We start from the raw sequence: 20,865 nt of genomic DNA on the forward strand, positions 1-20,865 counted from the left end.
GCTTATGTATGAAGCCCTCGGTGACCTGTCCCTCGACCTGCTGCGCGCGTTCGAGGCGGCGGCCCGTCATCGCAGTTTTACCGCCGCCGCTGTGGAGCTTGGCACCACTCAGCCGGCCATCAGCCAGCAGATCAAACGACTGGAGGAGCAGCTCGGAACGCGACTGTTCGACCGGATTTACCGAGGCATCGAACTGACTGAGGTTGGTTCAATCCTTTTCGAGCAAGTCACCCTCGGTTTGCAGAATATCGACGCAGGATTGGGTGCGATCAGCGCACAGCAACAGCATGAAGTGCTTCAGGTCGCCACCGACTTCGCCTTCGCCGCCTACTGGTTGATGCCCCGTCTGCATCGTTTTCACGCAGCCAATCCGCAGATCGATGTCAGCCTGGTCACCAGCGAGCGCAATCACAACATGCTCCGGCCGGATATCGACGTTGCCGTGCTGTTCGGCGACGGTCGCTTCAAACAGGGCGAAAGTCACTGGCTGTTCAGCGAAGAAGTGTTTCCGGTGTGCAGCCCGCAATTGCTCAAGGATCGCGTTCTGCCCTTGCCGCCCCAGGGCCTGCTGGAGTTCCCGCTGCTGCACTTGCGTGGCGAAAACAGCAGTAACTGGTTCGACTGGAGCGGGTTGTTTCGCGCACTGGGCATCCACACGCCGCCCGCGCCGGGCCAGCTGCGTTTCGACAACTACACGTTGCTGATTCAAGCGGCGATTGGCGGTCAGGGCGTGGCGATTGGCTGGCGGCACCTTGTGGATAACTTGCTGGCCCAAGGCTTGTTGTGCCGCCCGATTGCAGAAACCACGCTTTCGCGCCTCGGTTATTACGTGGTGCTGCCCCAGCGCAAACGGCGTGGGGCGTTGATTCAGCGGTTTGTCGATTGGCTGATGGCCGAACAGGCCAGCAGCGCGCAGTCGCTGACGGGCATGGCGTTGCCTTCGATCGCCGTGTGATCAAGGCTTCGATGCGGCAACAAAACTCACATGTTCACCTGTATGCAGGTTCAGACTCAGTTCATCGGCAATTCCGACCGCCACCCGGTGCAGACGCTCCAACGGTTCGGCCAGGCCCGGCTCCAGCGTTGCGCCGACCTGGCTGAAATGCTCGATGGTCAGCCCCGCCACTCCACGGGGCGCATCGACCAATGTCCAGCGCAGTGAGCTGCCTTGCAGGGCTTCGCGGATTTCCCCGGCGGCGTGGCGTTGCAAGCGATCATCCGGACCCGGTTCGTCCAGCAGCGCGAAATCCCCCACGACAAACAACCGGGATACGCTCGCCGCTTGCAGGCCATCGATCAGCGCATCCACCGCCAGCACCTGCTCCACCGGTCCGAGCACCACGGTCTTTTCCACATGATCGCTGCTGAACGGCAGGCCCGGCGCACCCAGCAGGCAGATCACCGCCGAGCTGCCGGCCACGCTCTGGTTGACCCGTTCGGCATCGAACAGATCGCCGCCTTTGGTGCGCAGGCCCGGGCGTGGCGCTAGGGCGGTCAGGTCGTCGAGGATGGCGATGACTTCGTGCTGACGGCGCAGCAGTTCAGCCATCAACGCACTGCCCAGGCTACTCATGGCACCATAGAGCACCACCTTCACCACCGGGGTTTCGGCATTTTTCATGGCTGAGGTCCCTTTTGATTTCCATTGTATGGCGTGTGACATATTGCCAACGCCAAGGGTTCGAACCGATTCAGAGGGTTTGCGATGCAGACGATCAAGGGTTACCACGCCCACGTTTATTACGACGCCGGCACCATCGAGCAGGCGCGGACGTTGTGTGAGCAGGCGGCAGCGTTGTTTCCATTGAAGATGGGCCGCATGCATGAACGCCCGGTGGGCCCGCATCCGGACTGGAGTTGCCAGCTGGCCTTCGGCCCGGAGCTGATTGGCGATGTGCTGCCGTGGCTGGCACTCCATCGCAAGGGACTGGTGGTGTTCCTGCACCCGGACACCGGCGATGACTTGCTCGATCACACCGAGCACGCAATCTGGATGGGTGCGATGCGTCCGCTGGACCTGTCTGTTTTTTGATCAGATGGTTTCTTCGGGCCCGCCGGGCAAATGCTCGTCCAGGTGCAGCCACGGCAATTGGCTGCCGGTCCAGATATGCCGCTCGGCGGCGGCTTGTTCCGGGTGATCCAGCGTGGCGATGGTCAGATCGATGCTCTCGGGGCTGAGCGATGTCACCAGCGCCAGCTGCGCGCCGCAGTTCGGGCAAAAGAACCGTGCGCAACTGGCTGACGAGTCATAGCGTGAAGGTGTTCCGGTCAGCCATTGGAAATTCGCCGCTGGCAGCGTGATCCAGGTGGTGACGATGCCGCCACTGACCTTTCGACAAATCGAACAATGACAGTGGGCAATGTCGCGCAACGCTCCGCTGAACTGATAGCGGATATGTCCGCAATGGCAGCCACCGCTGTGCAAATCAGTCATAGGGATTCCACCGTCGGATCAGGTGATCAAGTTGAGTTCGCGCGCCTTCTCGTCGTTGATGACTACGACCGACGTAGGGCTGAAGCCCATGGTTTTTACCAGCGTTCTCATTTCTCTGCTCAATGATTCCTGCAGGGGGGCAATCCATTCTTTACGAAAATTTCGGATCACCAGAACACACTTTACCGGGCAATTGCCAAGATTAAGCTCCCTGAACTCCGCAGGAAGAAGATCCTCTACATCATCATGACGCTTGAGGCAGGCAGCAAATGTCAGCTGTACCGAGTTTGTAAATTTCTGTCGGATTTCCTCAACGTAGATCGCATGCTCTCGTGGTGCGCTTGATTTTGCCTCTATGAACCAAGCTGCCTGAGTATTATTTGGCGCATCTCGCAACAGAACGAACTCAGAGACCTTTAACCCCTCTCCCAATCTGGTGAAAAGTGGGCTGGTCTCAATCGGAAAGCACTTCTCCTCAGGGTAAGGCCCGAAATTCATTCCGGATTCCTGGATTGAAATACTCATCCCAATGCCAACTCCACTTCTTCCTCATAGAGTCGAATTGATTCATCAACAATCGGATTTGTCGGCATGCCTTTGAGCAAATCATCACCAATCCATTCGCCATCAATGGATGACAAGACCGGAATGGATATTTGTTGTTTTTGAGCCGCCAGATACAAAGCTTTGATGACGAAGTACGAGTGACTGGCAATGAAAAACTGAATGCCACTTCCAGCGAGGGATACGATAATTTCTACCAATTTGGTAATGGCAACCGGGTGAAGAGCTGACTCCGGTTCGTCAATGAATACCATCGAGTCTTTCGTCAAAAAACGGTTGCCCAGCAAGGTATCAAGAATGGCAATTTTCTTGATGCCCTCAGCCGTTGATCCGATCTGGAACTTCTGGTTGCCCTTCTTGAATTGCCAGCGATTTGCACTGCTATCGAATTCGACTTTTCCCCCGAACATCTCTTCCAGGTTCTCTCGAGCTTTTGCGAAGTGCGCGTGGTTTTTTCCTTTCGTAGGAAGGAGACGCAGGGCTTTGGCCAAGTCGTAATAAGTGTCGTCGAATCCGAAATCCTTATCGATATCGCGGCTTTTCAGAATGATGTGTTGCAACGAAAGCACTTCCTTGGGAGGAAGAAAAATTGAATTGCTGCTCCGAGGTGGAACGTGACTCTCCAAAGAGGAGATGTTCTTCGCCGTGTCTTTGCCGAAGCTGTAACGAAATTCACGCGCATCCACCTTGACTCTGCAGGACAAAGGGCTGTCTGCGCTTTTGGTTACCAGATCGCCAATCTTGTCCGCCTGATATGTCCAATAAAGCTTGTCAGTCAGGATTTCTGCGGCCGAACGCTGATCATTTCCCCGCTGGTACTCTTCGAGTGTTCGCATCGTGCAATACAGCGCCTTCAGCAAAAAGGTTTTGCCAGCGCTGTTTGCACCGATGATCAGATTCAGGTTTGAGAGCTTGCTCCAGCGAATTTTCTGTAATGGGCCGAAATTGTCTAAATCAACGCTGTTGAGCATTGGTTGGAGCTCCTCTCAAACTTTGCAGTGGTCGCAAGCCTAGCATTGCGAATGCCTTCCATACAGCGGTGGACAGGGCCCTTCAAAATCTTCGGAAGGGCCTTACGATCACATTCCACTGCAGATTCACTTGTTGCAAGAAACTGTCCGAGCCTCTCGTCAGACCTTTCACCTGCGAAAGCTGGCTGAAAGGTTGCCCCATTAGGATCGCCGCCACTACCGGCAACAGACCGGTTGGCCAACGCGTGCAGTTGCTCGCACGTCAGGCCCGATTAACAACAACAATGGTGATTCTGATGTCCTCTGTAGCCCGCCTCCTCGCTCCAACTCCGCCCGTACGTCTCGTGCTTCCCGTTCTGCGCTGATCGCCCTCGATCTGCTTACTTACCTAGCCGCGCTACGCCTGGAGTTTTCCCATGCTGACTTTCCTTGGCTTCGCCATGGTCATCACGTTCATGTTCCTGATCATGACCAAGCGCCTGTCCGCGCTGATCGCTCTGATCATCATCCCGATCCTGTTTGCCCTGTTCGGTGGCTTCGCGCCGAAGATCGGCCCGATGATGCTCGAAGGCATTACCAAGCTTGCGCCGACCGGCGTGATGCTGATGTTCGCCATTCTGTACTTCGCCCTGATGATCGACTCCGGCCTGTTCGACCCGGCCGTGCGCAAGATCCTCAAACTGGTCAAGGGCGACCCGCTGAAGGTCTCGGTCGGCACCGCCGTCCTGGCGCTCGTCGTTTCCCTCGACGGTGACGGCGCGACCACCTACATGATCTGCGTGGCCGCCATGCTGCCGCTGTACAGCCGCATCGGCATGAGCCCGCGAATCATGGCCGGCCTGATCATCCTCGCCGGCGGCGTGATGAACATGACCCCATGGGGCGGCCCGACCGCCCGTGCCGCCAGTGCGCTGCACGTGGACCCGTCGGACATCTTCGTGCCGATGATCCCGGCGATGGCTGCCGGTGTGGTGGCGATCCTGATCATTGCCTACTTCTACGGCAAACGTGAACGTGCGCGTCTGGGTGAGCTGCACCTGATCGGCGACGAAATCGATCACAGCGAAATCAGCGTGTCGCAGTTCCCGGATGCCCGCCGTCCGAAACTGATCTGGTTCAACGGCCTGCTGACCCTGGCGTTGATGTGCACCCTGATCGCCGGCCTGTTGCCGCTGCCGGTGCTGTTCATGGTGGCGTTCAGTATTGCCATGATCGTCAACTACCCTTGCCTGCAACAGCAGAAGGATCGTGTCGCCGCTCACGCCGGCAGTGTGCTGTCGGTGGTCAGTCTGATCTTCGCGGCGGGCATCTTCACCGGTATCCTGTCGGGCACCGGCATGGTCGATGCCATGTCGAAAAGCCTGCTGGCGGTGATCCCTGATGTCCTCGGCCCGTACCTGGCGGTGATTACCGCACTGGTGAGCATGCCGTTCACGTTCTTCATGTCGAACGACGCGTTCTACTACGGTGTGCTGCCGGTGCTGTCGGAAGCAGCCAGCCATTACGGCATCACTGCAGTGGAAATGGCCCGCGCCTCGATCGTCGGGCAGCCGGTTCACCTGCTGAGCCCGCTGGTGCCGTCGACGTATCTGCTGGTGGCACTGGCCGGGATCGAGTTCGGCGATCACCAGCGTTTCACCCTGAAGTGGGCAGTGCTGGTCTGCCTGTGCATACTGGCCGCCGCACTGCTGTTGGGGACGTTCCCGCTGTTCAGCACGTTGTAACGGCATCAAATCACCCGTGCGCCGACGGCCTGCCGGCGTACGGGTTTAACACTCGCTCAAAGGAATACACATGGATTGGCTGACCAACCCCGAAATCTGGGTTGCTTTCTTCACCCTGACCGCCCTGGAGATCGTCCTGGGCATCGATAACATCATCATGATTTCGATCCTGGTCAGCCGCATGCCCAAACACATGCAGCAGCGCACCCGGATTTTCGGTCTTGGCCTGGCCATGATCACGCGGATCCTGTTGCTGCTGTCGATCACCTGGGTCATGCGTCTCACCGCCGACCTGTTCGTGGTGTTCGGTCAGGGCATTTCCGGGCGTGACCTGATCCTGTTCTTCGGTGGCCTGTTCCTGCTGTGGAAAAGCTCCCAGGAGATGTACCACGCGCTGGAAGGTGAAGACGAAGCCGGCGATGCGCCTTCGGGCAAGGGCGGCAACTTCTTCTACACCATCATCCAGATCGCGATCATCGACATCGTGTTTTCGCTGGACTCGGTGATCACCGCCGTCGGCATGGTCTCCCATGTCCCGGTGATGGTGGCGGCGATCGTCGTGGCGGTGCTGGTGATGATGGCGGCCTCGGGCAAGATCAGCGAATTCATCGACAAGCACCCGTCGCTGAAAATGCTCGCGCTGTCGTTCCTGCTGGTGGTCGGCACCGTGCTGATCGCCGAAGCGTTCGACGTTCACGTACCGAAAGGCTACGTCTACTTCGCCATGGGCTTCTCGCTGGCAGTCGAAGCGATCAACATCAAGATGCGCGGCGCGATTGCCCGCAGGAAAAAACAGCAGGATCCGGTGAAACTGCGCAAGGATGTTCCGGGTCAGTAACCGCAACGCTGCGCTGATGATCAAAGGGCCTTCGGGCCCTTTTTTCATGGCTGCATGAACCTGTTTTCATGACGGTTTTATTTCAATCCGCACTTTAGCTGTGCAATGCTGGCGCCCGGACCATTCGCCAACTACAGCTTAAGAACAACACGTAGAAACTGCGCGGTATCGTCAACTTGTCCCTTTGGGGCGCTGCAACTACAGGGGGTCTGCATGCTCACCCTGCTCAATCTGCTGTCTGCCGTGGCCCTGCTGATCTGGGGCACGCACATCGTCCGAACCGGCATCCTGCGGGTGTACGGCACCAACCTGCGGCACGTGATCGGCCAGAACATGTCCAGGCGCTGGCTGGCGTTCATCGCCGGCATCCTGGTGACCGCCATGGTGCAGAGCAGCAACGCCACCGCCATGCTCGTGACCTCCTTCGTCGGCCAGGGGCTGATGGGGCTGACCCCGGCCCTGACCACCATGCTCGGCGCCGACGTCGGTACGGCACTGATGGCGCGGATGCTGACCTTCGATCTGTCATGGCTGTCGCCACTGCTGATCTTCCTCGGGGTGATTTTCTTTCTGTCACGCAAACAGACACGGCTCGGGCAGATGGGCCGCGTGGCCATCGGCCTGGGGCTGATCATCCTGGCGCTGCAACTGATCGTCGAGGCCGCCGGGCCCATCACTCATGCAAAAGGCGTGAAGGTGATTTTCGCCTCGCTGACCGGCGACATCCTGCTCGACGCCCTGGTCGGCGCGCTGTTCGCGATGATTTCCTACTCCAGCCTTGCCGCTGTACTGCTGACCGCGACCCTGGCGGGTGCCAATGTGATCAGCCTGCCGGTGGCGATCGGTCTGGTGATCGGCGCCAACATCGGCAGCGGCGTGCTGGCGTTCATGAGCACCAGCATGCAGAACGCCGCCGGCCGGCAAGTGGCACTCGGCAGTCTGTTATACAAACTGATCGGCCTGTTGCTGATCATTCCGGTACTCGACCCACTGGCGCACTGGATCGACAGCCTCGATTACAGTCCGCAGGAAATGGTCATCGGCTTCCACCTGCTCTACAACACCGCACGCTGCCTGATCCTGCTGCCGACGGTCGCACCGATGGCTCGCCTGTGCGCCTGGCTGTTGCCGGAGCGTCCGGAGGTCAATGGCACCGCCAAACCGCGTCACCTCGACCTCACCGCGCTGGTCACGCCAAGCCTGGCGCTGGCCAACGCCGCCCGGGAAACCCTGCGCATGGGCGACCTGATCGACAACATGCTCGACGCCACCCTCGACGTGCTGCGCGGCAAACAGACCGCAGTCACCCAGGAAATGCGCAAGCTGAGCGATGACGTCGAAGCGCTGTACAGCGCGATCAAGTTGTATCTGGCGCAGATGCCCCGGGAGGATCTTGGCGAGCAGGACAGTCGGCGCTGGGCGGAAATCATCGAACTGGCGATCAACCTCAAGCTTGCCAGCGACCTGATCGAACGCATGCTGCGCAAGGTGCAGCAGCAGAAGACGTCCCAGCGCCGTTCGTTTTCCGAAGACGGGCTGGAAGAACTGGCCGGGCTGCATCAGCAATTGATCGCCAACCTGCGGTTGGGGCTGTCGGTGTTTCTCAGCGGCGACAAGGAAAGCGCCCGCCAGCTGTTGCGCGAGAAACGTCGCTTCCGTGCTCAGGAACGTCGTCTGGCCCATGCCCATGTCAGCCGTTTGCAACGCAAGATCGTGCAAAGTATCGAGACCAGTTCGTTGCACCTGGAGCTGATTGCCGACATGAAACGCCTGAACTCGCTGTTCTGCAGCAGTGCCTACGTGGTGCTGGAAACTTCCGACACCGGCGCGCTGGCGGCGGACGAAATGGCCGACATCACGCATTCGCCTTGAACGTCTGGGGCTGTGGTCAGTCAGTAGCTCATGGTTCAGCCTCAAGGACGCCTTCGCGAGCAGGCTCGCTCCTGCATTTGAAAGGCATTCCTTTGCGGGAGCGAGCCTGCTCGCGAAAGCGATCCGACTGACGACACGGATCTCCGACTCAGTTGTATGGAAGCTCGTTATGCGTTGCCTGTTGTTCGCTTGTCTGCTGCTCGGTTCCCTGCCCGCCCTCGCCCTGGATCGTTTCCAGGTCGAGGGCTATGCCCTGCCCAACGGCCTGCAATTGCTGCTCAAACCCGGTACCGAACGGGGGCATGTGGCGATCCGCCTGGTGGTGGGCGTCGGCCTCGACGATTTCGACTGCAATGAAAAGGAGCTGCCGCACCTGCTCGAACACCTGTTGTTCAGCGGCATCGACGCCACTGGCGAAGGTGGCCTCGAAGAGCGCATGCAGGCTCTGGGCGGTGACTGGAACGCCTTCACCAGCAACGCCGACACCACGTTCGTCATCGAAGCCCCGGCGAAAAACCAGCGCAAGGTCCTCGACCTGTTGCTGGATCTGCTGACTCAGACCCGTTTCGACGACAACGCGATCAACGCCGCCAAACGGGTGGTCGAGCGCGAGGATGGCGGCCATTACACCCGTCTGCGGCGCTTTCTCGACCGTCAGGACCTGGGCCACAGCGCCAGCAATCAGCTGGCGGTGGAGCTGGGGCTGAAGTGCCCGCAACGGGCCGAAGTCGATGGCCTGACCCGCGAACAGCTGGATAAGGTGCGCAAGGCCTGGTACGCGCCGAACAACATGACCCTGATCGTCGTCGGTGACCTCGACAAGCTGCTGCCGGCGTATCTGGAACGGACGTGGGGCGCGCTCGAGGCGGTCGATCCGAGCGAGCATCGGTCGCTGCCGGACATCCGCACCAGCGCTGCCCATGAGCGCACGCTGACCCGCGGCTTCATCGGCAATGGCGCCAAGCTGCACTGGCTGGTGCCGGAGCCGGTGCTCGACGACCAGTACGACGAGACGTTCGATTTGCTCAAGGAATATCTGGAGTGGGCGCTGTACCGCGAGCTGCGCCTGAACCATGGCTTGTCCTATGGACCCTGGGCCGAGCGCGAGGTGTTCGGCGGTGTCGGTTTCATGAGCCTCAACGCCGATCTGGATCGTGGCGACATCACCGAAGCCGAACAGGTGCTGGAAGACCTCAAGGCCAGCCTGCTGAAGAACGGCCTCGATGCCGACACCTTCAATCGCATCAAACAGGCAGCCATCGCCCACCAGGCCTGGGCCGTGCAGGGCAACAGCGGCATGGCCGACTATTACTGGAGCGCGCTGGGCGACTATGAGGATGGCCGCTTCGCCGATCCTGCCCGGGAACTGCAAGGGGTGACGCTGGAAGCGGCGAACAAGGCCATGCGCGAATTGTTATTGCAGCCGGGGTATCTGCGCATCGAGAAAGCATTGTTCAGTGACGATCAGGTGGTGTGGCTGATGGGTGGCTGTCTGGGCGTTGTGTTGCTGCTCCTGCTTGGCTGGCGACTGCGCCGGCGAAAATCCGTGCCTTCAGACTGACCGGCAGCCTCGCCACAGGCCCCGGCGGGCGGTACTCTGTCGAGGTTTTTTTCCTCGACTGTCGTGAACCGCCCACATGCCCAAATTGAACCTCCTGATCCAGCGCATCCTCGAACTGATGAAGCGCTACCCCGGGGTCATCGCACTCGGCGGTTTCATTTCCGGTGTCGGCAGTTTCATCCTGGTCGACCGGCAACAGGGACTGGCGAGCTGGATCACCACGATCATGCTGCTGAGCTGGATCTGGCTGATGCTGGAAAACAGCCTGACCGAGCTGTTCACACGGGTCTTCAAACGGGAAATTCCCCAGCCGCTGCTGCGTTATGCGACGCAGATGATCCATCAGGAAAGCCTGTTTTTCGTCCTGCCGTTTTTCTTCATCACCACCACCTGGAACAGCGGCCAACTGGTCTTCACCGGGCTGCTGTGCATCGCGGCGCTGATCTCGATCGTCGATCCGCTCTACTACAAATGGCTGGCGCCCCGGCGTTGGGCGTTTCTCGCGCTGCACACCCTGACCCTGTTCGCGGCCCTGCTCACCGCCCTGCCGGTGATCATGCACCTGACCACCTCCCAGAGCTTCAAGTGGGCGCTGGGCATTGCCGTGGTGCTGTCGTTCCCGAGCCTGGCATCGATCTTCCCGATCCGTACCGTGCGCAATGCGCTGGCGATCCTCAGCATCACCATCGGTATCGGTGGCGTCGGCTGGGTCCTGCGCTCGTGGGTGCCGCCGGCAACGTTGTGGATGACTGACGTGGCGATCAGCACTCAGGTGCAGGACCGCACTCCCGGCGCCAGCCTGGAGCAAGTCAGTGCCGATCAGATACGCAGCGGCGGCCTCTACGCCTACACCGCGATCAACGCGCCGCGCGGGCTCGATGAGCGGATCTACCATGTGTGGCAGTTCAACGGCAAAGAGGTCGACCGCATTGCCCTCGACATCCACGGCGGGCGCAAGGAAGGCTATCGGGCGTGGACCCACAAGCAGAACTTCCCCGGCAGTCCGGTCGGTGACTGGCAGGTGCGGGTGCTGACCGAAGACGATCAGGTGATCGGCGTACTGCGCTTCGAAGTGACGGACAGCACACCGATCAAAGAAAAGTAATCCGGTTCGTGCTATTACGTAGATTCGCTCAGCCGCAGAACAAGCACGGAGTCTATGACCAGCAGCGCGATGACCGGTAATGCCCGACTGGACACGTCAATCAGCCCTGCCCGCCTGCGGGTCACCGGGGACTGGACGCTTGCCCATTACGCCGAACTCAAGCACCTGAGCGAAACGCTCCGCGGTCAGTACGACGCCAGCACCACCATCGATCTCAACGGCCTCGGCGCGCTCGACACCGCCGGCGCTTCACTGCTGGTGGAGCTGCTTGGCTCCGAGCGACTGGGCAAGTCCGCCGAACATCCCGACTGCACGATTTCCACAGCCGACCGCGCCTTGCTGCAAACCGTATATCGCTCGCTGACCGACTTCTGTGTACCGGTCAAGGAGCCGGAAATCAGCGTCAGCGTGCAGTTGCTGACCCGGATCGGCCGGGCCGTCGATACGGTGTGGCAGGACACCCTGCAACTGCTCGGTTTTGTCGGTCTGATTCTCGAAACCATCGCTCGCAGCCTGTTCCGGCCCAAGCGCTGGCGGATCACGCCGATGATCGCGCACATCGAACAGACCGGCCTCGACGCCGCGCCGATCGTCGCCCTGCTGACCTTTCTCGTCGGCGCGGTGGTGGCGTTTCTCGGGGCGACGGTGCTGGCCAGTTTCGGCGCCAGCGTGTTTACCGTGGACTTGGTGGGCTTCGCCTTTCTCAGGGAATTCGGCGTGTTGCTCACGGCAATCCTGATGGCCGGCCGGACCGCCAGTGCCTTCACCGCGCAGATCGGTTCGATGAAGGCCAACGAGGAAATCGACGCGATCCGCACGCTTGGCCTCGACCCCATGGAATTGCTGGTAGTGCCGCGGGTGCTGGCGTTGCTGGTAGCCCTGCCGATGCTGACCTTTCTGGCGATGATCTGCGGGATCATCGGTGGCGCCGTGGTCTGTGCGGTGTCGCTGGATATTTCCCCGGCGATGTTCCTCTCGCTGCTGCAAAGCGACATAGGGATTCAACATTTTCTGGTGGGACTGGTCAAAGCCCCGGTCTTCGCGTTCCTGATTGCCGCCATCGGCTGTCTGGAAGGCTTCAAGGTCAGCGGCAGCGCCGAATCGGTCGGCGCCCATACCACCTCGAGCGTGGTGCAATCGATCTTCGTGGTGATCGTGCTCGACGCGGTTGCCGCGCTGTTCTTCATGGAGATGGGCTGGTGAGTCGTCTACCCCGCATGCTGTCCGAAGCGGTGATCGAAGTCCGTGGCCTGTGCAATCGCTTCGGCAGCCAGAGCGTGCACGAGAACCTCGACCTGGACTTGTACAAGGGCGAGATCCTCGCGGTGGTTGGCGGTTCCGGCAGTGGCAAATCGGTGTTGCTGCGCAGCATCGTCGGTTTGCGCCGGCCCAGCGAAGGCATGGTCAAGGTGTTCGGCCAGAACCTGCCGAGCCTGCCGGAGCACGAGCGTTCGTTGATCGAGCGACGTTTCGGTGTGCTGTTCCAGAAAGGCGCGCTGTTCTCTTCGCTGACGGTGACCGAGAACGTCGCCCTGCCCCTGATTGAACACGCCGGCCTGAGCCGTGAAGACGCCGAGCACCTGGCGGCGGTGAAACTGGCACTGGCCGGGCTGCCGCTGTCGGCGGCGGAAAAGTACCCCGCCTCGTTGTCCGGCGGCATGATCAAGCGTGCAGCCCTGGCCCGGGCATTGGCGCTGGACCCGGACATCCTGTTTCTTGACGAACCGACCGCCGGCCTCGATCCGATTGGCGCAGCGCAGTTCGACCAGTTGATCCTGACCCTGCGCGATGCGCTGGGACTGAGTGTGTTTCTGGTGACTCACGACCTCGACACGCTCTACACCATCACCGACCGCGTGGCGGTGCTGGCGCAGAAGAAAGTGCTGGTGGCCGGGCCCATCGACGTGGTCTCGGAAACCGACGACGCGTGGATTCACGAATATTTCCACGGCCCTCGCGGCCGCTCGGCGCTGGACGCCGCCAAACTGCTCAACGAGGTCTGACATGGAAACCCGAGCCCATCATGTGTTGATCGGCCTGTTCACGGTGATTGTGGTGGCCGGCGCCCTGCTCTTCGGTCTGTGGCTGGCCAAGTCCAGCGTCGACACCGAGTTCAAGGATTACGAAATCGTCTTCAACGAGGCGGTCAGCGGTCTGTCCCGGGGCAGCCCGGTGCAGTACAGCGGGATCAAGGTCGGCGACGTGGTCAGCCTGCGCCTCGACCCGCAGGACCCGCGCCGGGTGCTGGCGCGGATTCGCCTCGGCGGCGACACGCCGGTCAAGGAAGACACCCTGGCCAAACTGGCCCTGGCCGGGATCACCGGCACGTCGATCATCCAGCTCAGCGGCGGTACGCCCGAGAGCCCGAAACTGCGCGGCCATGACGGCAACCTGCCGACCATCGTCGCTTCGCCCTCGCCTATTTCGCGGCTGCTCAATGACAGCAATGACCTGATGAGCGGAGTCAGTACGCTGCTGAGCAACGCCAATCAGATGTTCTCCGCCGACAACATCGAGCGCGTGAGCAAAACCCTCGAACATCTGGAGCAGACCACCGGTTCGATCAATGATCAACGCGGCGACCTGCGCCAGGCCATGCAGCAACTGGCGACCGTCGGCAAACAGGCCGGCAGCATGCTCGAGCAGACATCAGCGCTGATGCGTAATGCCAACGGTTTGCTCAACGATCAGGGCAAACAGGCGCTGGGCAGTGCCGAGCAAGCGATGAAGTCGCTGGAACAGAGCAGCGCCACCATCAACGGCCTGCTGAGCAAGAATCAGAATTCCCTCGACAGCGGCATGCAGGGCCTCAACGGCCTCGCGCCGGCAGTGCGCGAACTGCGTGAAACCCTGACCTCGCTGCGGGCCATTTCCCAACGTCTGGAGGCCAACCCCAGCGGTTACCTGCTGGGCAGTGACAAGAACAAGGAATTCACGCCATGAAGCTGACTCGCCTCGCCCTCCTCGCCGGCTTCACGCTGATCGGCGCCTGCTCGATCCTGCCCAAGTCCGAGCCGCTGGATGTCTACCGCCTGCCTTCTGCGCAGACGCCCGCCTCGGCCGCTTCGGCGACTCAGCATTGGTCGCTGCGCCTGAACAAACTGCAGGCCAGCGAAGCGCTGAACCGTCCGGGCATCGCGGTGATTCCCCAGGGTGACGTCATCAGCACTTACAAGGCTTCGCGCTGGAGCGACCCGGCGCCGGTGCTGATGCGCAACCGGCTGCTCGATGGCTTCCAGCGCGATGGCCGGGTGTCGCTGTTGAGTACCGACGACAGCAACTTCCAGGCAGATCTGGAACTGGGCGGCAGCCTGCAGGCATTCCAGACGGAATATCAGGGTAATCAGGCCAGCGTCGTGGTGCGGGTCGATGCGTTGCTGGTGCGCGGCCATGACCAGAAGATTCTCGCCAGCCGCCGCTTTGAAGAGCGTCAGCCGCTCAATGATGTGAAGGTACCGGCGGTGGTGGCCGGATTCGGTCAGGCCAGTGATCGCCTCACCGCGAAAGTTGTTGCATGGGCGGTGGAGCAAGGCCAGAAATTCGCCCCCGCAAAACCCTGATTCACCATAGCCCCTGTGGGAGCGGGCTTGCCCGCGATGGCGGTGTGTCAGTCACCAGAAATTCTGGATGTGCGGCCCTCTTCGCGGGCAAGCCCGCTCCCACAGGGTTTTCTATCAGCCGAAGAACCAGTAGCAGACGCCGATTGCGCCGAGCACACCGGCCAGTTCCGCCAGCAGCGCGCATCCCACCGCATGTCGCGCCCGCTGGATGCCCACCGCGCCGAAGTACACCGCCAGCACATAGAACGTGGTCTCGGTACTGCCCTGGATGGTCGCCGCCACCAGCGCCGGGAAGCTGTCGACGCCTGAGGTCTTCATGGTTTCGATCAGCATCGCCCGGGCGGCGCTGCCGGAGAACGGCTTGACCATCGCGGTCGGCAGCGCATCGACGAAGCGCGTGTCCCAGCCTGCCCACTGCACCAGATGGCGAAGGCCGTCGAGGCCGAAATCCAGCGCACCGGACGCTCGCAATACGCCGATTGCACAGAGCATCGCCACCAGATACGGCAGCAGGTTTTTGGCGACGTCGAAACCTTCCTTCGCACCTTCGACGAATGCTTCGTAAACCTTCACCTTGCGCAAGGCGCCGATCACCAGAAACAGCATGATCAGACCGAACAGCGTCAGGTTGCCGAGAATCGACGACAGGCCCGCCAGTGCGGTGGCCGACATCGTGGCCAGCAGCGCCATGAAACCGCCGAGGATCAGCGCACCGGGAATCAGATAAGCCAGCACCACCGGGTCCCAGACCCGCAGGCGTTGCATGAACGCCACCGACAGGAAGCCGACGATGGTCGAGCAACTGGTGGCCAAAAGGATCGGCAGGAACACCAGCGTCGGATCCGGCGCGCCTTGCTGGGCGCGGTACATGAAAATCGTCACCGGCAACAGGGTCAGGGACGAAGCGTTGAGCACCAGGAACAGGATCTGCGCGTTGCTGGCGACGGTCGAGCTGGGGTTGAGTTCCTGCAGCGCCTTCATGGCCTTGAGGCCGATCGGCGTGGCGGCGTTGTCCAGGCCCAGGCCGTTGGCGGCGAAATTCAGGGTGATCAGGCCCAGCGCCGGATGCCCGGCCGGTACTTCCGGCATCAACCGCAGGAACAGCGGCCCGAGCACCTTGGCCAGCCATTCGACGATCCCGGCCTTCTCGGCGATGCGCAGAAAGCCCAGCCACAGGGTGAGTGTGCCGAACAGCAACACCATGACTTCGACCGACAGCTTGGCCATGGCAAAAATGCTTTCCACCATCGCCGCGAAGATCCCGGCGTTGCCGCCGATCAGCCACTGCCCCAGCGCCGACACGGCTGCCACGATGAAGAAGCCAAGCCACAGGCCATTAAGCATCAGTCAAATCCCCCGGAAGATGCGGCGAATGATAGCGGGGTCGCCAGAAACGACAAACCCCGGATTTCTCCGGGGTTTGTCAGGTAGCCTGGCGGGCGGGGATCAGTTTTTCGAAACGTCACCGGCCGGCAGTTGTTCCTTGCTGCGCCAGTGCGGCAGCGAGTTCCAGTAGCGCTGGCCCTTGGCGTCGTCGTACATGCCTTCCCAACGGGCGATGACCAGCACGGCGAGGGCGTTGCCGATCACGTTCAGAGCGGTACGCGCCATGTCCATCACACGGTCGACACCGGCGATGAACGCCAGGCCTTCCAGCGGAATGCCGACGCTGCCCAGCGTGGCCAGCAGGACCACGAAAGACACGCCCGGCACACCGGCGATGCCTTTGGAGGTGACCATCAACGTCAGGACCAGCAGCAGTTGCTGGCTGATCGACAGGTCGATGCCATACAGCTGGGCGATGAAGATCGCTGCGATGGACTGGTACAGGGTCGAACCGTCCAGGTTGAACGAGTAGCCGGTCGGAACCACAAAGCTGCAGATCGCTTTCGGTGCGCCGTAGGCTTCCATCTTCTCGATCACGCGCGGCAGCACGGTTTCGGAGGACGCGGTGGAGTAAGCCAGAACCAGCTCATCCTTGAAGATGCGCATCAGCTTGATCACCGAGAAACCGAACATTTTGGCGATCAGGCCCAGGATCACGAAGGCGAAGAAAGCGATGGCGACGTAAACCAGAATCACCAGCTTGGCCAGCGGCAGCAGCGAGGCGAAACCGAAGTTGGCCACGGTCACCGCGATCAGCGCGAACACACCGATTGGCGCGTAGTTCATGATCATGTGGGTGACTTTGAACATGCTTTCCGAGACGCCCTGGAACATCTTCACCAGCGGCTCGCGCAGGTCCGACTGCAGGCTCGACAGACCGAGGCCGAACAGCACGGAGAAGAAGATGATCGGCAGCATTTCGCCGCGGGCCATGGCCGCGAAGATGTTCGACGGGATCAGGTTGAGGATGGTCTCGATGAACGCGTGTTCATGCTGTACTTCGGCGGCGGTCGCCTGGTACTTGGAGATGTCCACGGTGCCCAGGGTGCTCATGTCGATGCCGGCACCCGGATGGAACAGGTTGGCCAGCAGCAGGCCGACGACGATGGCGATGGTGGTGACGATTTCGAAGTAGATGATGGTCTTCAGGCCGATACGCCCGAGCTTCTTGGCGTCGCCCACGCCGGCGATGCCGACGATAAGGGAAGAAATGACGATCGGAATCACGATCATCTTGATCAGACGGATAAAGATATCGCCTGCCGGTTGCAGGACATTGCTGATCCACCAGGCCTTTTCGGCACTGAAATGGTTGAGCAACGCACCGATTGCAATCCCCAATACCAGACCGATGAGGATCTGCCAGGCGAGGCTGAGCTTTGCCTTCTTCATATTCTTTACCCTTACTTGCGTTTGACTCAAGGCACATGCAGGAACTGGAACGCTCTTGGCGGAAAAGTCTGTGCATCTGCCTCCGTATAAGGTGCCCCGAAGCGCGTAATTACGGCTCTCCGGCAGGCGAAAAAAGGCGCAACTATTCCGATGCGGGGTTGCGCCGTCTAATGCCGTAAACGCCTACCCTATGCAGAATCGGCATGAGTTTTTTCTAGTGAAACTGGCGTCCCAACCGGTTCGAATACGACATTTCGGCAGGCATAAGTGCCGTGAACCGGCCATTACAGCGTAGATTGGTTATTTTTTGAGCGAGTGATTTCGACGAAAATTTTCGGAAAAAGCCTACGTTTGGAATACAAAACCCTGACAGGCTTTATCGACTCTTTCTCGATATACGGTCGCGAGGAAACACCGCGAAACGCTTTTCGCGCGCAGTGTGAACGACAAAAAGATGAGCGGAACGCTCTGGATCAATGTTTTGTCACTTTGAAAGCTCAGCGCAAGCCCGTCGAACCACTGCGGGTTGGCGAACTTGCGTTGCAGCTTTTACCCTGACCCGGCCCTCATCGCAGGCACTCCCTGTACCCGTAGGTCACTCCGACCCTGAAACAGTCAGAACGTCCCGGCCCCCTGGTCATGCACCGGCCTTCCTCGGGCGGGCGCAATGGAAGGCAGCGGTCGGCTGCCTTCATGTTCAATACCAGTTCGGATCTTTCTTCAGCGTTTCCATCAACAGATCCTGCATGCCCTGGTCGGGTTTGCCGAGGAAGCGGTAAGTGGCGTGTCGCGTTGGCGACTTGTCGGCCGGCAATCCTTCGGGCACATCGACCAGCATGGCGTAGGCGTGTTTCTTGTCGAAGCTGAAAGCGACGATCAAGCGGTGGTTGAGGCACTTGTCCTGCGATTCGCAGAGCGGCCCCACCAGGTACTTGTCGCCGTCTTCCGTGACGGCATTCATCTGTTGGTCCGGCGCGCCGGAGAGGTTCATGACCCATTCCGGCAGGCGTTCTTCCTTTTTCACCACGCCTTCCCAGGTTTCCCGGTATTGCGGGTCCGAACTCAAGAGTTCATTGACCCGGGTCTGGCCATCATTGGCCGCCATCGCCATGGCACTACCGCCCAGAAGCAGGGCGGCTGCCAGTGTCTTTAAAGCACTCATGATCAACCTCGGCCGCGACGGCCAAAGAAGAACGACGCGATGAACATCACCAGGAACACGACAAAGAGAATCTTGGCGATACCCGTGGCGGTGCCCGCGATACCACCGAAGCCCAGGACTGCAGCGATGATGGCAATGATCAGGAATGTAATTGCCCAGCTCAACATGGTGATTCTCCTTGTTTCTATTTAGGGATGTTGCCGGTCTCGGCGCTGCGGCGCCCAGATTCGTGGATCAGAAAACCCAGCGTTCCTCGCGCGGCATGTCGCCCAACGGTTGCGGCTGGTCGACATCCATCATGCGCATTGCGCCGTTATCGACCTGGCTGCTGGTGACGGCGCGAAAGTGTGTCTGAGTGGCGTGTTGCATTGAAATCAAAGGCTCGGGGTGCTGACTCTGTTCCCAAAGCAGGTATTGCTGGCAGGCGATCAGGGTGATCAGCAGCGCCAGTGCGCCAAACAGGCCCTGCTGCAGATGCAGGGGCGAAATACGCATTTGGGCGGCACGTTGGCGAGTCATCCTGGTTTCCTCACTCTTGTCGGGTTGGGGCAGTGCATGTCTGCCCGGGCTGATAGAGGTATTGCAGTCGGCATGCCAGCTTTTTTGTTTAAAAAAAACTAATAAAATCAATTAGTTATGTTTGAGATGAATTTTTTTGACGACGCATCCTGCACGATGGCCGTTTCGCGGTCGTGCGAAATGCACGAATGCGACGTAGGAGAAATCATTCTTTTTGAATTGAGAGCAGGGTGTGGATGTCAGAAAAGGCAGCAGGCAAGCGTCTGAAAATCGGCGACTGTTCAAAACATCAACAAAATCAGGGCATTAGCCGAAAGGGCAGGAGAGAGCTACCCTGCCATGACTGGAATGGATCAGAATCCACCATGCAACTTGCCCGATTTTTACGGGACTAATTCAATACATTCATTTATGGAGCGTAGGAAACATGGAATCAGCCACTGAGCATCAAGGCCGCATTCTGCTGGTGGATGATGAATCCGCCATCCTGCGAACTTTCCGTTATTGCCTCGAAGACGAAGGCTATACCGTCGCCACCGCCAACAGCGCTGCGCAGGCCGATGCGTTGTTGCAGCGTCAGGTATTCGATCTGTGCTTCCTCGATCTGCGTCTTGGTGAAGACAACGGTCTCGATGTGCTGGCGCAGATGCGCATTCAGGCGCCCTGGATGCGGGTGGTGATCGTCACCGCCCATTCGGCCGTCGATACGGCGGTTGATGCCATTCAGGCCGGCGCCGCCGACTATCTGGTCAAACCGTGCAGCCCGGACCAGTTGCGTCTGGCCACCGCCAAGCAGCTCGAAGTGCGCCAGCTTTCGGCGCGTCTGGAAGCCCTTGAAGGCGAGATCCGCAAGCCAAAGGACGGCCTGGATTCCCACAGCCCGGCGATGAAAGTCGTACTGGAAACGGCACGGCAAGTGGCGAGTACCGATGCCAATATCCTGATCCTCGGCGAGTCCGGTACCGGTAAAGGTGAACTGGCCCGGGCCATTCACGGTTGGAGCAAGCGCGAGAAGAAATCCTGCGTCACCATCAATTGCCCGTCCCTGACTGCGGAACTGATGGAAAGCGAGCTGTTCGGTCACAGTCGCGGCGCGTTCACCGGCGCCAGCGAAAGCACCTTGGGCCGGGTCAATCAGGCCGATGGTGGAACGCTGTTTCTTGACGAGATCGGCGATTTTCCGCTGACGTTGCAGCCAAAGTTGCTGCGATTTATTCAGGACAAGGAATACGAGCGGGTAGGCGATCCGGTCACCCGCCGCGCCGACGTGCGCATCCTCGCGGCCACCAACCTCAATCTTGAGGACATGGTGCGCGACGGTCGTTTCCGTGAAGACCTGTTGTATCGCCTGAACGTCATCACGCTGCATCTGCCGCCCTTGCGCGAACGGGCCGAGGATATCCTGACCCTGGCCGACCGTTTCCTCGCGCGCTTTGTGAAGGAATACGCTCGCCCGGCCCGGGGCTTCAGTGACGAGGCCCGGGAAGCCCTGTTGGGTTACCGCTGGCCAGGCAACATTCGCGAACTGCGCAACGTGGTCGAGCGGGCGAGCATCATTTGCCCGCAGGAACGGGTGGAAATCAGCCACCTCGGCATGGCCGAACAACCGGCCAACAATGCCCCGCGAGTCGGCGCGGCCCTCAGCCTCGACGAACTGGAAAAGGCTCATATCGGTGCGGTGCTGGCGACCGCCGGCACCCTCGACCAGGCTGCCAAGACCCTCGGGATCGATGCCTCGACCCTGTATCGCAAGCGCAAGCAGTACAACCTGTGAGCA

Annotated in this window: 21 protein-coding genes; 12 read left to right on the plus strand and 9 right to left on the minus strand. The window is 60.1% G+C overall.

Annotation, left to right across the window (positions count from 1 at the left end; translation table 11 throughout):
- Positions 1-4: 4 nt before the first annotated feature.
- Positions 5-955, plus strand: coding sequence for a choline sulfate utilization transcriptional regulator (locus NWV16_RS01135; protein WP_260521653.1), 951 nt, complete (start codon positions 5-7; stop codon positions 953-955).
- On the opposite strand, the gene NWV16_RS01140 is transcribed toward NWV16_RS01135, so the two are convergent.
- Complete coding sequence (locus NWV16_RS01140; RefSeq protein WP_260521654.1) at positions 956-1,621, minus strand: NAD(P)-dependent oxidoreductase; 666 nt, start codon at positions 1,619-1,621, stop codon at positions 956-958.
- Positions 1,622-1,705: 84 nt separating this feature from the next.
- On the opposite strand from NWV16_RS01140, the gene NWV16_RS01145 reads away from it, so the two are divergent.
- Complete coding sequence (locus tag NWV16_RS01145) at positions 1,706-2,032, plus strand: DOPA 4,5-dioxygenase family protein (RefSeq protein WP_065260155.1); 327 nt, start codon at positions 1,706-1,708, stop codon at positions 2,030-2,032.
- On the opposite strand, the gene NWV16_RS01150 is transcribed toward NWV16_RS01145, so the two are convergent.
- From NWV16_RS01150 to NWV16_RS01160, 3 genes are read right to left on the minus strand one after another with little or no spacing between them, the layout of a single operon-like run.
- Positions 2,033-2,434, minus strand: coding sequence for a GFA family protein (locus tag NWV16_RS01150; RefSeq protein ID WP_260521655.1), 402 nt, complete (start codon positions 2,432-2,434; stop codon positions 2,033-2,035).
- An 18-nt stretch (positions 2,435-2,452) separates the two neighbouring features.
- Entirely contained in the window at positions 2,453-2,959 is a 507-nt protein-coding gene (locus tag NWV16_RS01155; protein ID WP_260521656.1) for a hypothetical protein, read from the minus strand.
- Positions 2,956-3,969 carry an AAA family ATPase gene (locus NWV16_RS01160; protein WP_260521657.1) on the minus strand — a complete coding sequence of 338 codons (1,014 nt, stop codon included), beginning with the start codon at positions 3,967-3,969 and terminating at the stop codon, positions 2,956-2,958. Before NWV16_RS01160 ends, NWV16_RS01155 begins: the two co-directional genes overlap by 4 nt.
- Before the next feature lie 416 nt (positions 3,970-4,385).
- Here NWV16_RS01160 and NWV16_RS01165 point away from each other — a divergent pair, with 416 nt between their 5' ends.
- The 9 genes from NWV16_RS01165 to NWV16_RS01205 all read left to right on the plus strand — a co-directional run bounded on the left by NWV16_RS01165 (position 4,386) and on the right by NWV16_RS01205 (position 14,629).
- Positions 4,386-5,693 (plus strand): CitMHS family transporter, encoded by a 1,308-nt coding sequence (locus NWV16_RS01165; protein ID WP_260521658.1) that lies wholly within the window; start codon positions 4,386-4,388, stop codon positions 5,691-5,693.
- 70 nt (positions 5,694-5,763) lie between these two features.
- Entirely contained in the window at positions 5,764-6,531 is a 768-nt protein-coding gene (locus tag NWV16_RS01170; RefSeq protein WP_260521659.1) for a TerC family protein, read from the plus strand.
- 213 nt (positions 6,532-6,744) lie between these two features.
- Entirely contained in the window at positions 6,745-8,403 is a 1,659-nt protein-coding gene (locus NWV16_RS01175) for a Na/Pi cotransporter family protein (RefSeq protein ID WP_260521660.1), read from the plus strand.
- A gap of 169 nt (positions 8,404-8,572) precedes the next feature.
- Complete coding sequence (locus tag NWV16_RS01180) at positions 8,573-9,964, plus strand: pitrilysin family protein (protein ID WP_260521661.1); 1,392 nt, start codon at positions 8,573-8,575, stop codon at positions 9,962-9,964.
- 76 nt (positions 9,965-10,040) lie between these two features.
- Complete coding sequence (locus NWV16_RS01185) at positions 10,041-11,069, plus strand: DUF2914 domain-containing protein (RefSeq protein WP_260521662.1); 1,029 nt, start codon at positions 10,041-10,043, stop codon at positions 11,067-11,069.
- Positions 11,070-11,123: 54 nt separating this feature from the next.
- Entirely contained in the window at positions 11,124-12,272 is a 1,149-nt protein-coding gene (locus NWV16_RS01190; protein ID WP_260521663.1) for an ABC transporter permease, read from the plus strand.
- Between the two features lie 14 nt (positions 12,273-12,286).
- The gene (locus tag NWV16_RS01195; RefSeq protein WP_260523602.1) at positions 12,287-13,072 is read left to right on the plus strand and encodes an ABC transporter ATP-binding protein; all 786 of its coding nucleotides are present in this window, start codon (positions 12,287-12,289) and stop codon (positions 13,070-13,072) included.
- 1 nt (position 13,073) lies between these two features.
- The gene (locus tag NWV16_RS01200) at positions 13,074-14,012 is read left to right on the plus strand and encodes an MlaD family protein (RefSeq protein WP_065260166.1); all 939 of its coding nucleotides are present in this window, start codon (positions 13,074-13,076) and stop codon (positions 14,010-14,012) included.
- Positions 14,009-14,629, plus strand: a complete 621-nt coding sequence (locus NWV16_RS01205; protein WP_260521664.1) for an ABC-type transport auxiliary lipoprotein family protein — start codon at positions 14,009-14,011, stop codon at positions 14,627-14,629. Before NWV16_RS01200 ends, NWV16_RS01205 begins: the two co-directional genes overlap by 4 nt.
- Positions 14,630-14,743: 114 nt before the next feature.
- Here NWV16_RS01205 and NWV16_RS01210 read toward each other — a convergent pair whose 3' ends face one another.
- From NWV16_RS01210 to NWV16_RS01230, 5 genes are all read right to left on the minus strand, one after another.
- Positions 14,744-15,973, minus strand: a complete 1,230-nt coding sequence (locus NWV16_RS01210) for a nucleoside recognition domain-containing protein (RefSeq protein WP_260521665.1) — start codon at positions 15,971-15,973, stop codon at positions 14,744-14,746.
- A gap of 102 nt (positions 15,974-16,075) precedes the next feature.
- Positions 16,076-17,407, minus strand: coding sequence for a glutamate/aspartate:proton symporter GltP (gltP, locus tag NWV16_RS01215; RefSeq protein ID WP_260521666.1), 1,332 nt, complete (start codon positions 17,405-17,407; stop codon positions 16,076-16,078).
- A 697-nt stretch (positions 17,408-18,104) separates the two neighbouring features.
- Positions 18,105-18,569, minus strand: coding sequence for an inhibitor of vertebrate lysozyme family protein (locus NWV16_RS01220; RefSeq protein WP_065260170.1), 465 nt, complete (start codon positions 18,567-18,569; stop codon positions 18,105-18,107).
- A gap of 2 nt (positions 18,570-18,571) precedes the next feature.
- Entirely contained in the window at positions 18,572-18,736 is a 165-nt protein-coding gene (locus NWV16_RS01225) for a DUF1328 domain-containing protein (RefSeq protein WP_003177151.1), read from the minus strand.
- Positions 18,737-18,803: 67 nt separating this feature from the next.
- Positions 18,804-19,088 (minus strand): hypothetical protein, encoded by a 285-nt coding sequence (locus NWV16_RS01230; protein WP_260521667.1) that lies wholly within the window; start codon positions 19,086-19,088, stop codon positions 18,804-18,806.
- Between the two features lie 427 nt (positions 19,089-19,515).
- Here NWV16_RS01230 and algB point away from each other — a divergent pair, with 427 nt between their 5' ends.
- The gene (algB, locus tag NWV16_RS01235; protein WP_025112294.1) at positions 19,516-20,862 is read left to right on the plus strand and encodes a sigma-54-dependent response regulator transcription factor AlgB; all 1,347 of its coding nucleotides are present in this window, start codon (positions 19,516-19,518) and stop codon (positions 20,860-20,862) included.
- Positions 20,863-20,865 lie beyond the last annotated feature (3 nt).

It is taken from the genome of Pseudomonas sp. BW7P1, from assembly GCF_024981055.1.
In the GTDB taxonomy this organism is placed as follows: domain Bacteria; phylum Pseudomonadota; class Gammaproteobacteria; order Pseudomonadales; family Pseudomonadaceae; genus Aquipseudomonas; species Aquipseudomonas bananamidigenes.

Bases quoted from the DNA above. Each gene is read 5' to 3' on its own strand.
- NWV16_RS01160 (WP_260521657.1), bottom strand. From the start codon at position 3,969: ATGCTCAACAGCGTTGATTTAGACAATTTCGGCCCATTACAGAAAATT.
- NWV16_RS01205 (WP_260521664.1), top strand. From the start codon at position 14,009: ATGAAGCTGACTCGCCTCGCCCTCCTCGCCGGCTTCACGCTGATCGGC.
- NWV16_RS01155 (WP_260521656.1), bottom strand. From the start codon at position 2,959: ATGAGTATTTCAATCCAGGAATCCGGAATGAATTTCGGGCCTTACCCT.
- NWV16_RS01225 (WP_003177151.1), bottom strand. From the start codon at position 18,736: ATGTTGAGCTGGGCAATTACATTCCTGATCATTGCCATCATCGCTGCA.
- NWV16_RS01140 (WP_260521654.1), bottom strand. From the start codon at position 1,621: ATGAAAAATGCCGAAACCCCGGTGGTGAAGGTGGTGCTCTATGGTGCC.
- NWV16_RS01135 (WP_260521653.1), top strand. From the start codon at position 5: ATGTATGAAGCCCTCGGTGACCTGTCCCTCGACCTGCTGCGCGCGTTC.
- NWV16_RS01190 (WP_260521663.1), top strand. From the start codon at position 11,124: ATGACCAGCAGCGCGATGACCGGTAATGCCCGACTGGACACGTCAATC.
- algB (WP_025112294.1), top strand. From the start codon at position 19,516: ATGGAATCAGCCACTGAGCATCAAGGCCGCATTCTGCTGGTGGATGAT.
- NWV16_RS01165 (WP_260521658.1), top strand. From the start codon at position 4,386: ATGCTGACTTTCCTTGGCTTCGCCATGGTCATCACGTTCATGTTCCTG.
- gltP (WP_260521666.1), bottom strand. From the start codon at position 17,407: ATGAAGAAGGCAAAGCTCAGCCTCGCCTGGCAGATCCTCATCGGTCTG.
- NWV16_RS01150 (WP_260521655.1), bottom strand. From the start codon at position 2,434: ATGACTGATTTGCACAGCGGTGGCTGCCATTGCGGACATATCCGCTAT.
- NWV16_RS01220 (WP_065260170.1), bottom strand. From the start codon at position 18,569: ATGAGTGCTTTAAAGACACTGGCAGCCGCCCTGCTTCTGGGCGGTAGT.
- NWV16_RS01195 (WP_260523602.1), top strand. From the start codon at position 12,287: ATGCTGTCCGAAGCGGTGATCGAAGTCCGTGGCCTGTGCAATCGCTTC.
- NWV16_RS01170 (WP_260521659.1), top strand. From the start codon at position 5,764: ATGGATTGGCTGACCAACCCCGAAATCTGGGTTGCTTTCTTCACCCTG.
- NWV16_RS01175 (WP_260521660.1), top strand. From the start codon at position 6,745: ATGCTCACCCTGCTCAATCTGCTGTCTGCCGTGGCCCTGCTGATCTGG.
- NWV16_RS01180 (WP_260521661.1), top strand. From the start codon at position 8,573: ATGCGTTGCCTGTTGTTCGCTTGTCTGCTGCTCGGTTCCCTGCCCGCC.
- NWV16_RS01200 (WP_065260166.1), top strand. From the start codon at position 13,074: ATGGAAACCCGAGCCCATCATGTGTTGATCGGCCTGTTCACGGTGATT.
- NWV16_RS01210 (WP_260521665.1), bottom strand. From the start codon at position 15,973: ATGCTTAATGGCCTGTGGCTTGGCTTCTTCATCGTGGCAGCCGTGTCG.
- NWV16_RS01230 (WP_260521667.1), bottom strand. From the start codon at position 19,088: ATGACTCGCCAACGTGCCGCCCAAATGCGTATTTCGCCCCTGCATCTG.
- NWV16_RS01185 (WP_260521662.1), top strand. From the start codon at position 10,041: ATGCCCAAATTGAACCTCCTGATCCAGCGCATCCTCGAACTGATGAAG.
- NWV16_RS01145 (WP_065260155.1), top strand. From the start codon at position 1,706: ATGCAGACGATCAAGGGTTACCACGCCCACGTTTATTACGACGCCGGC.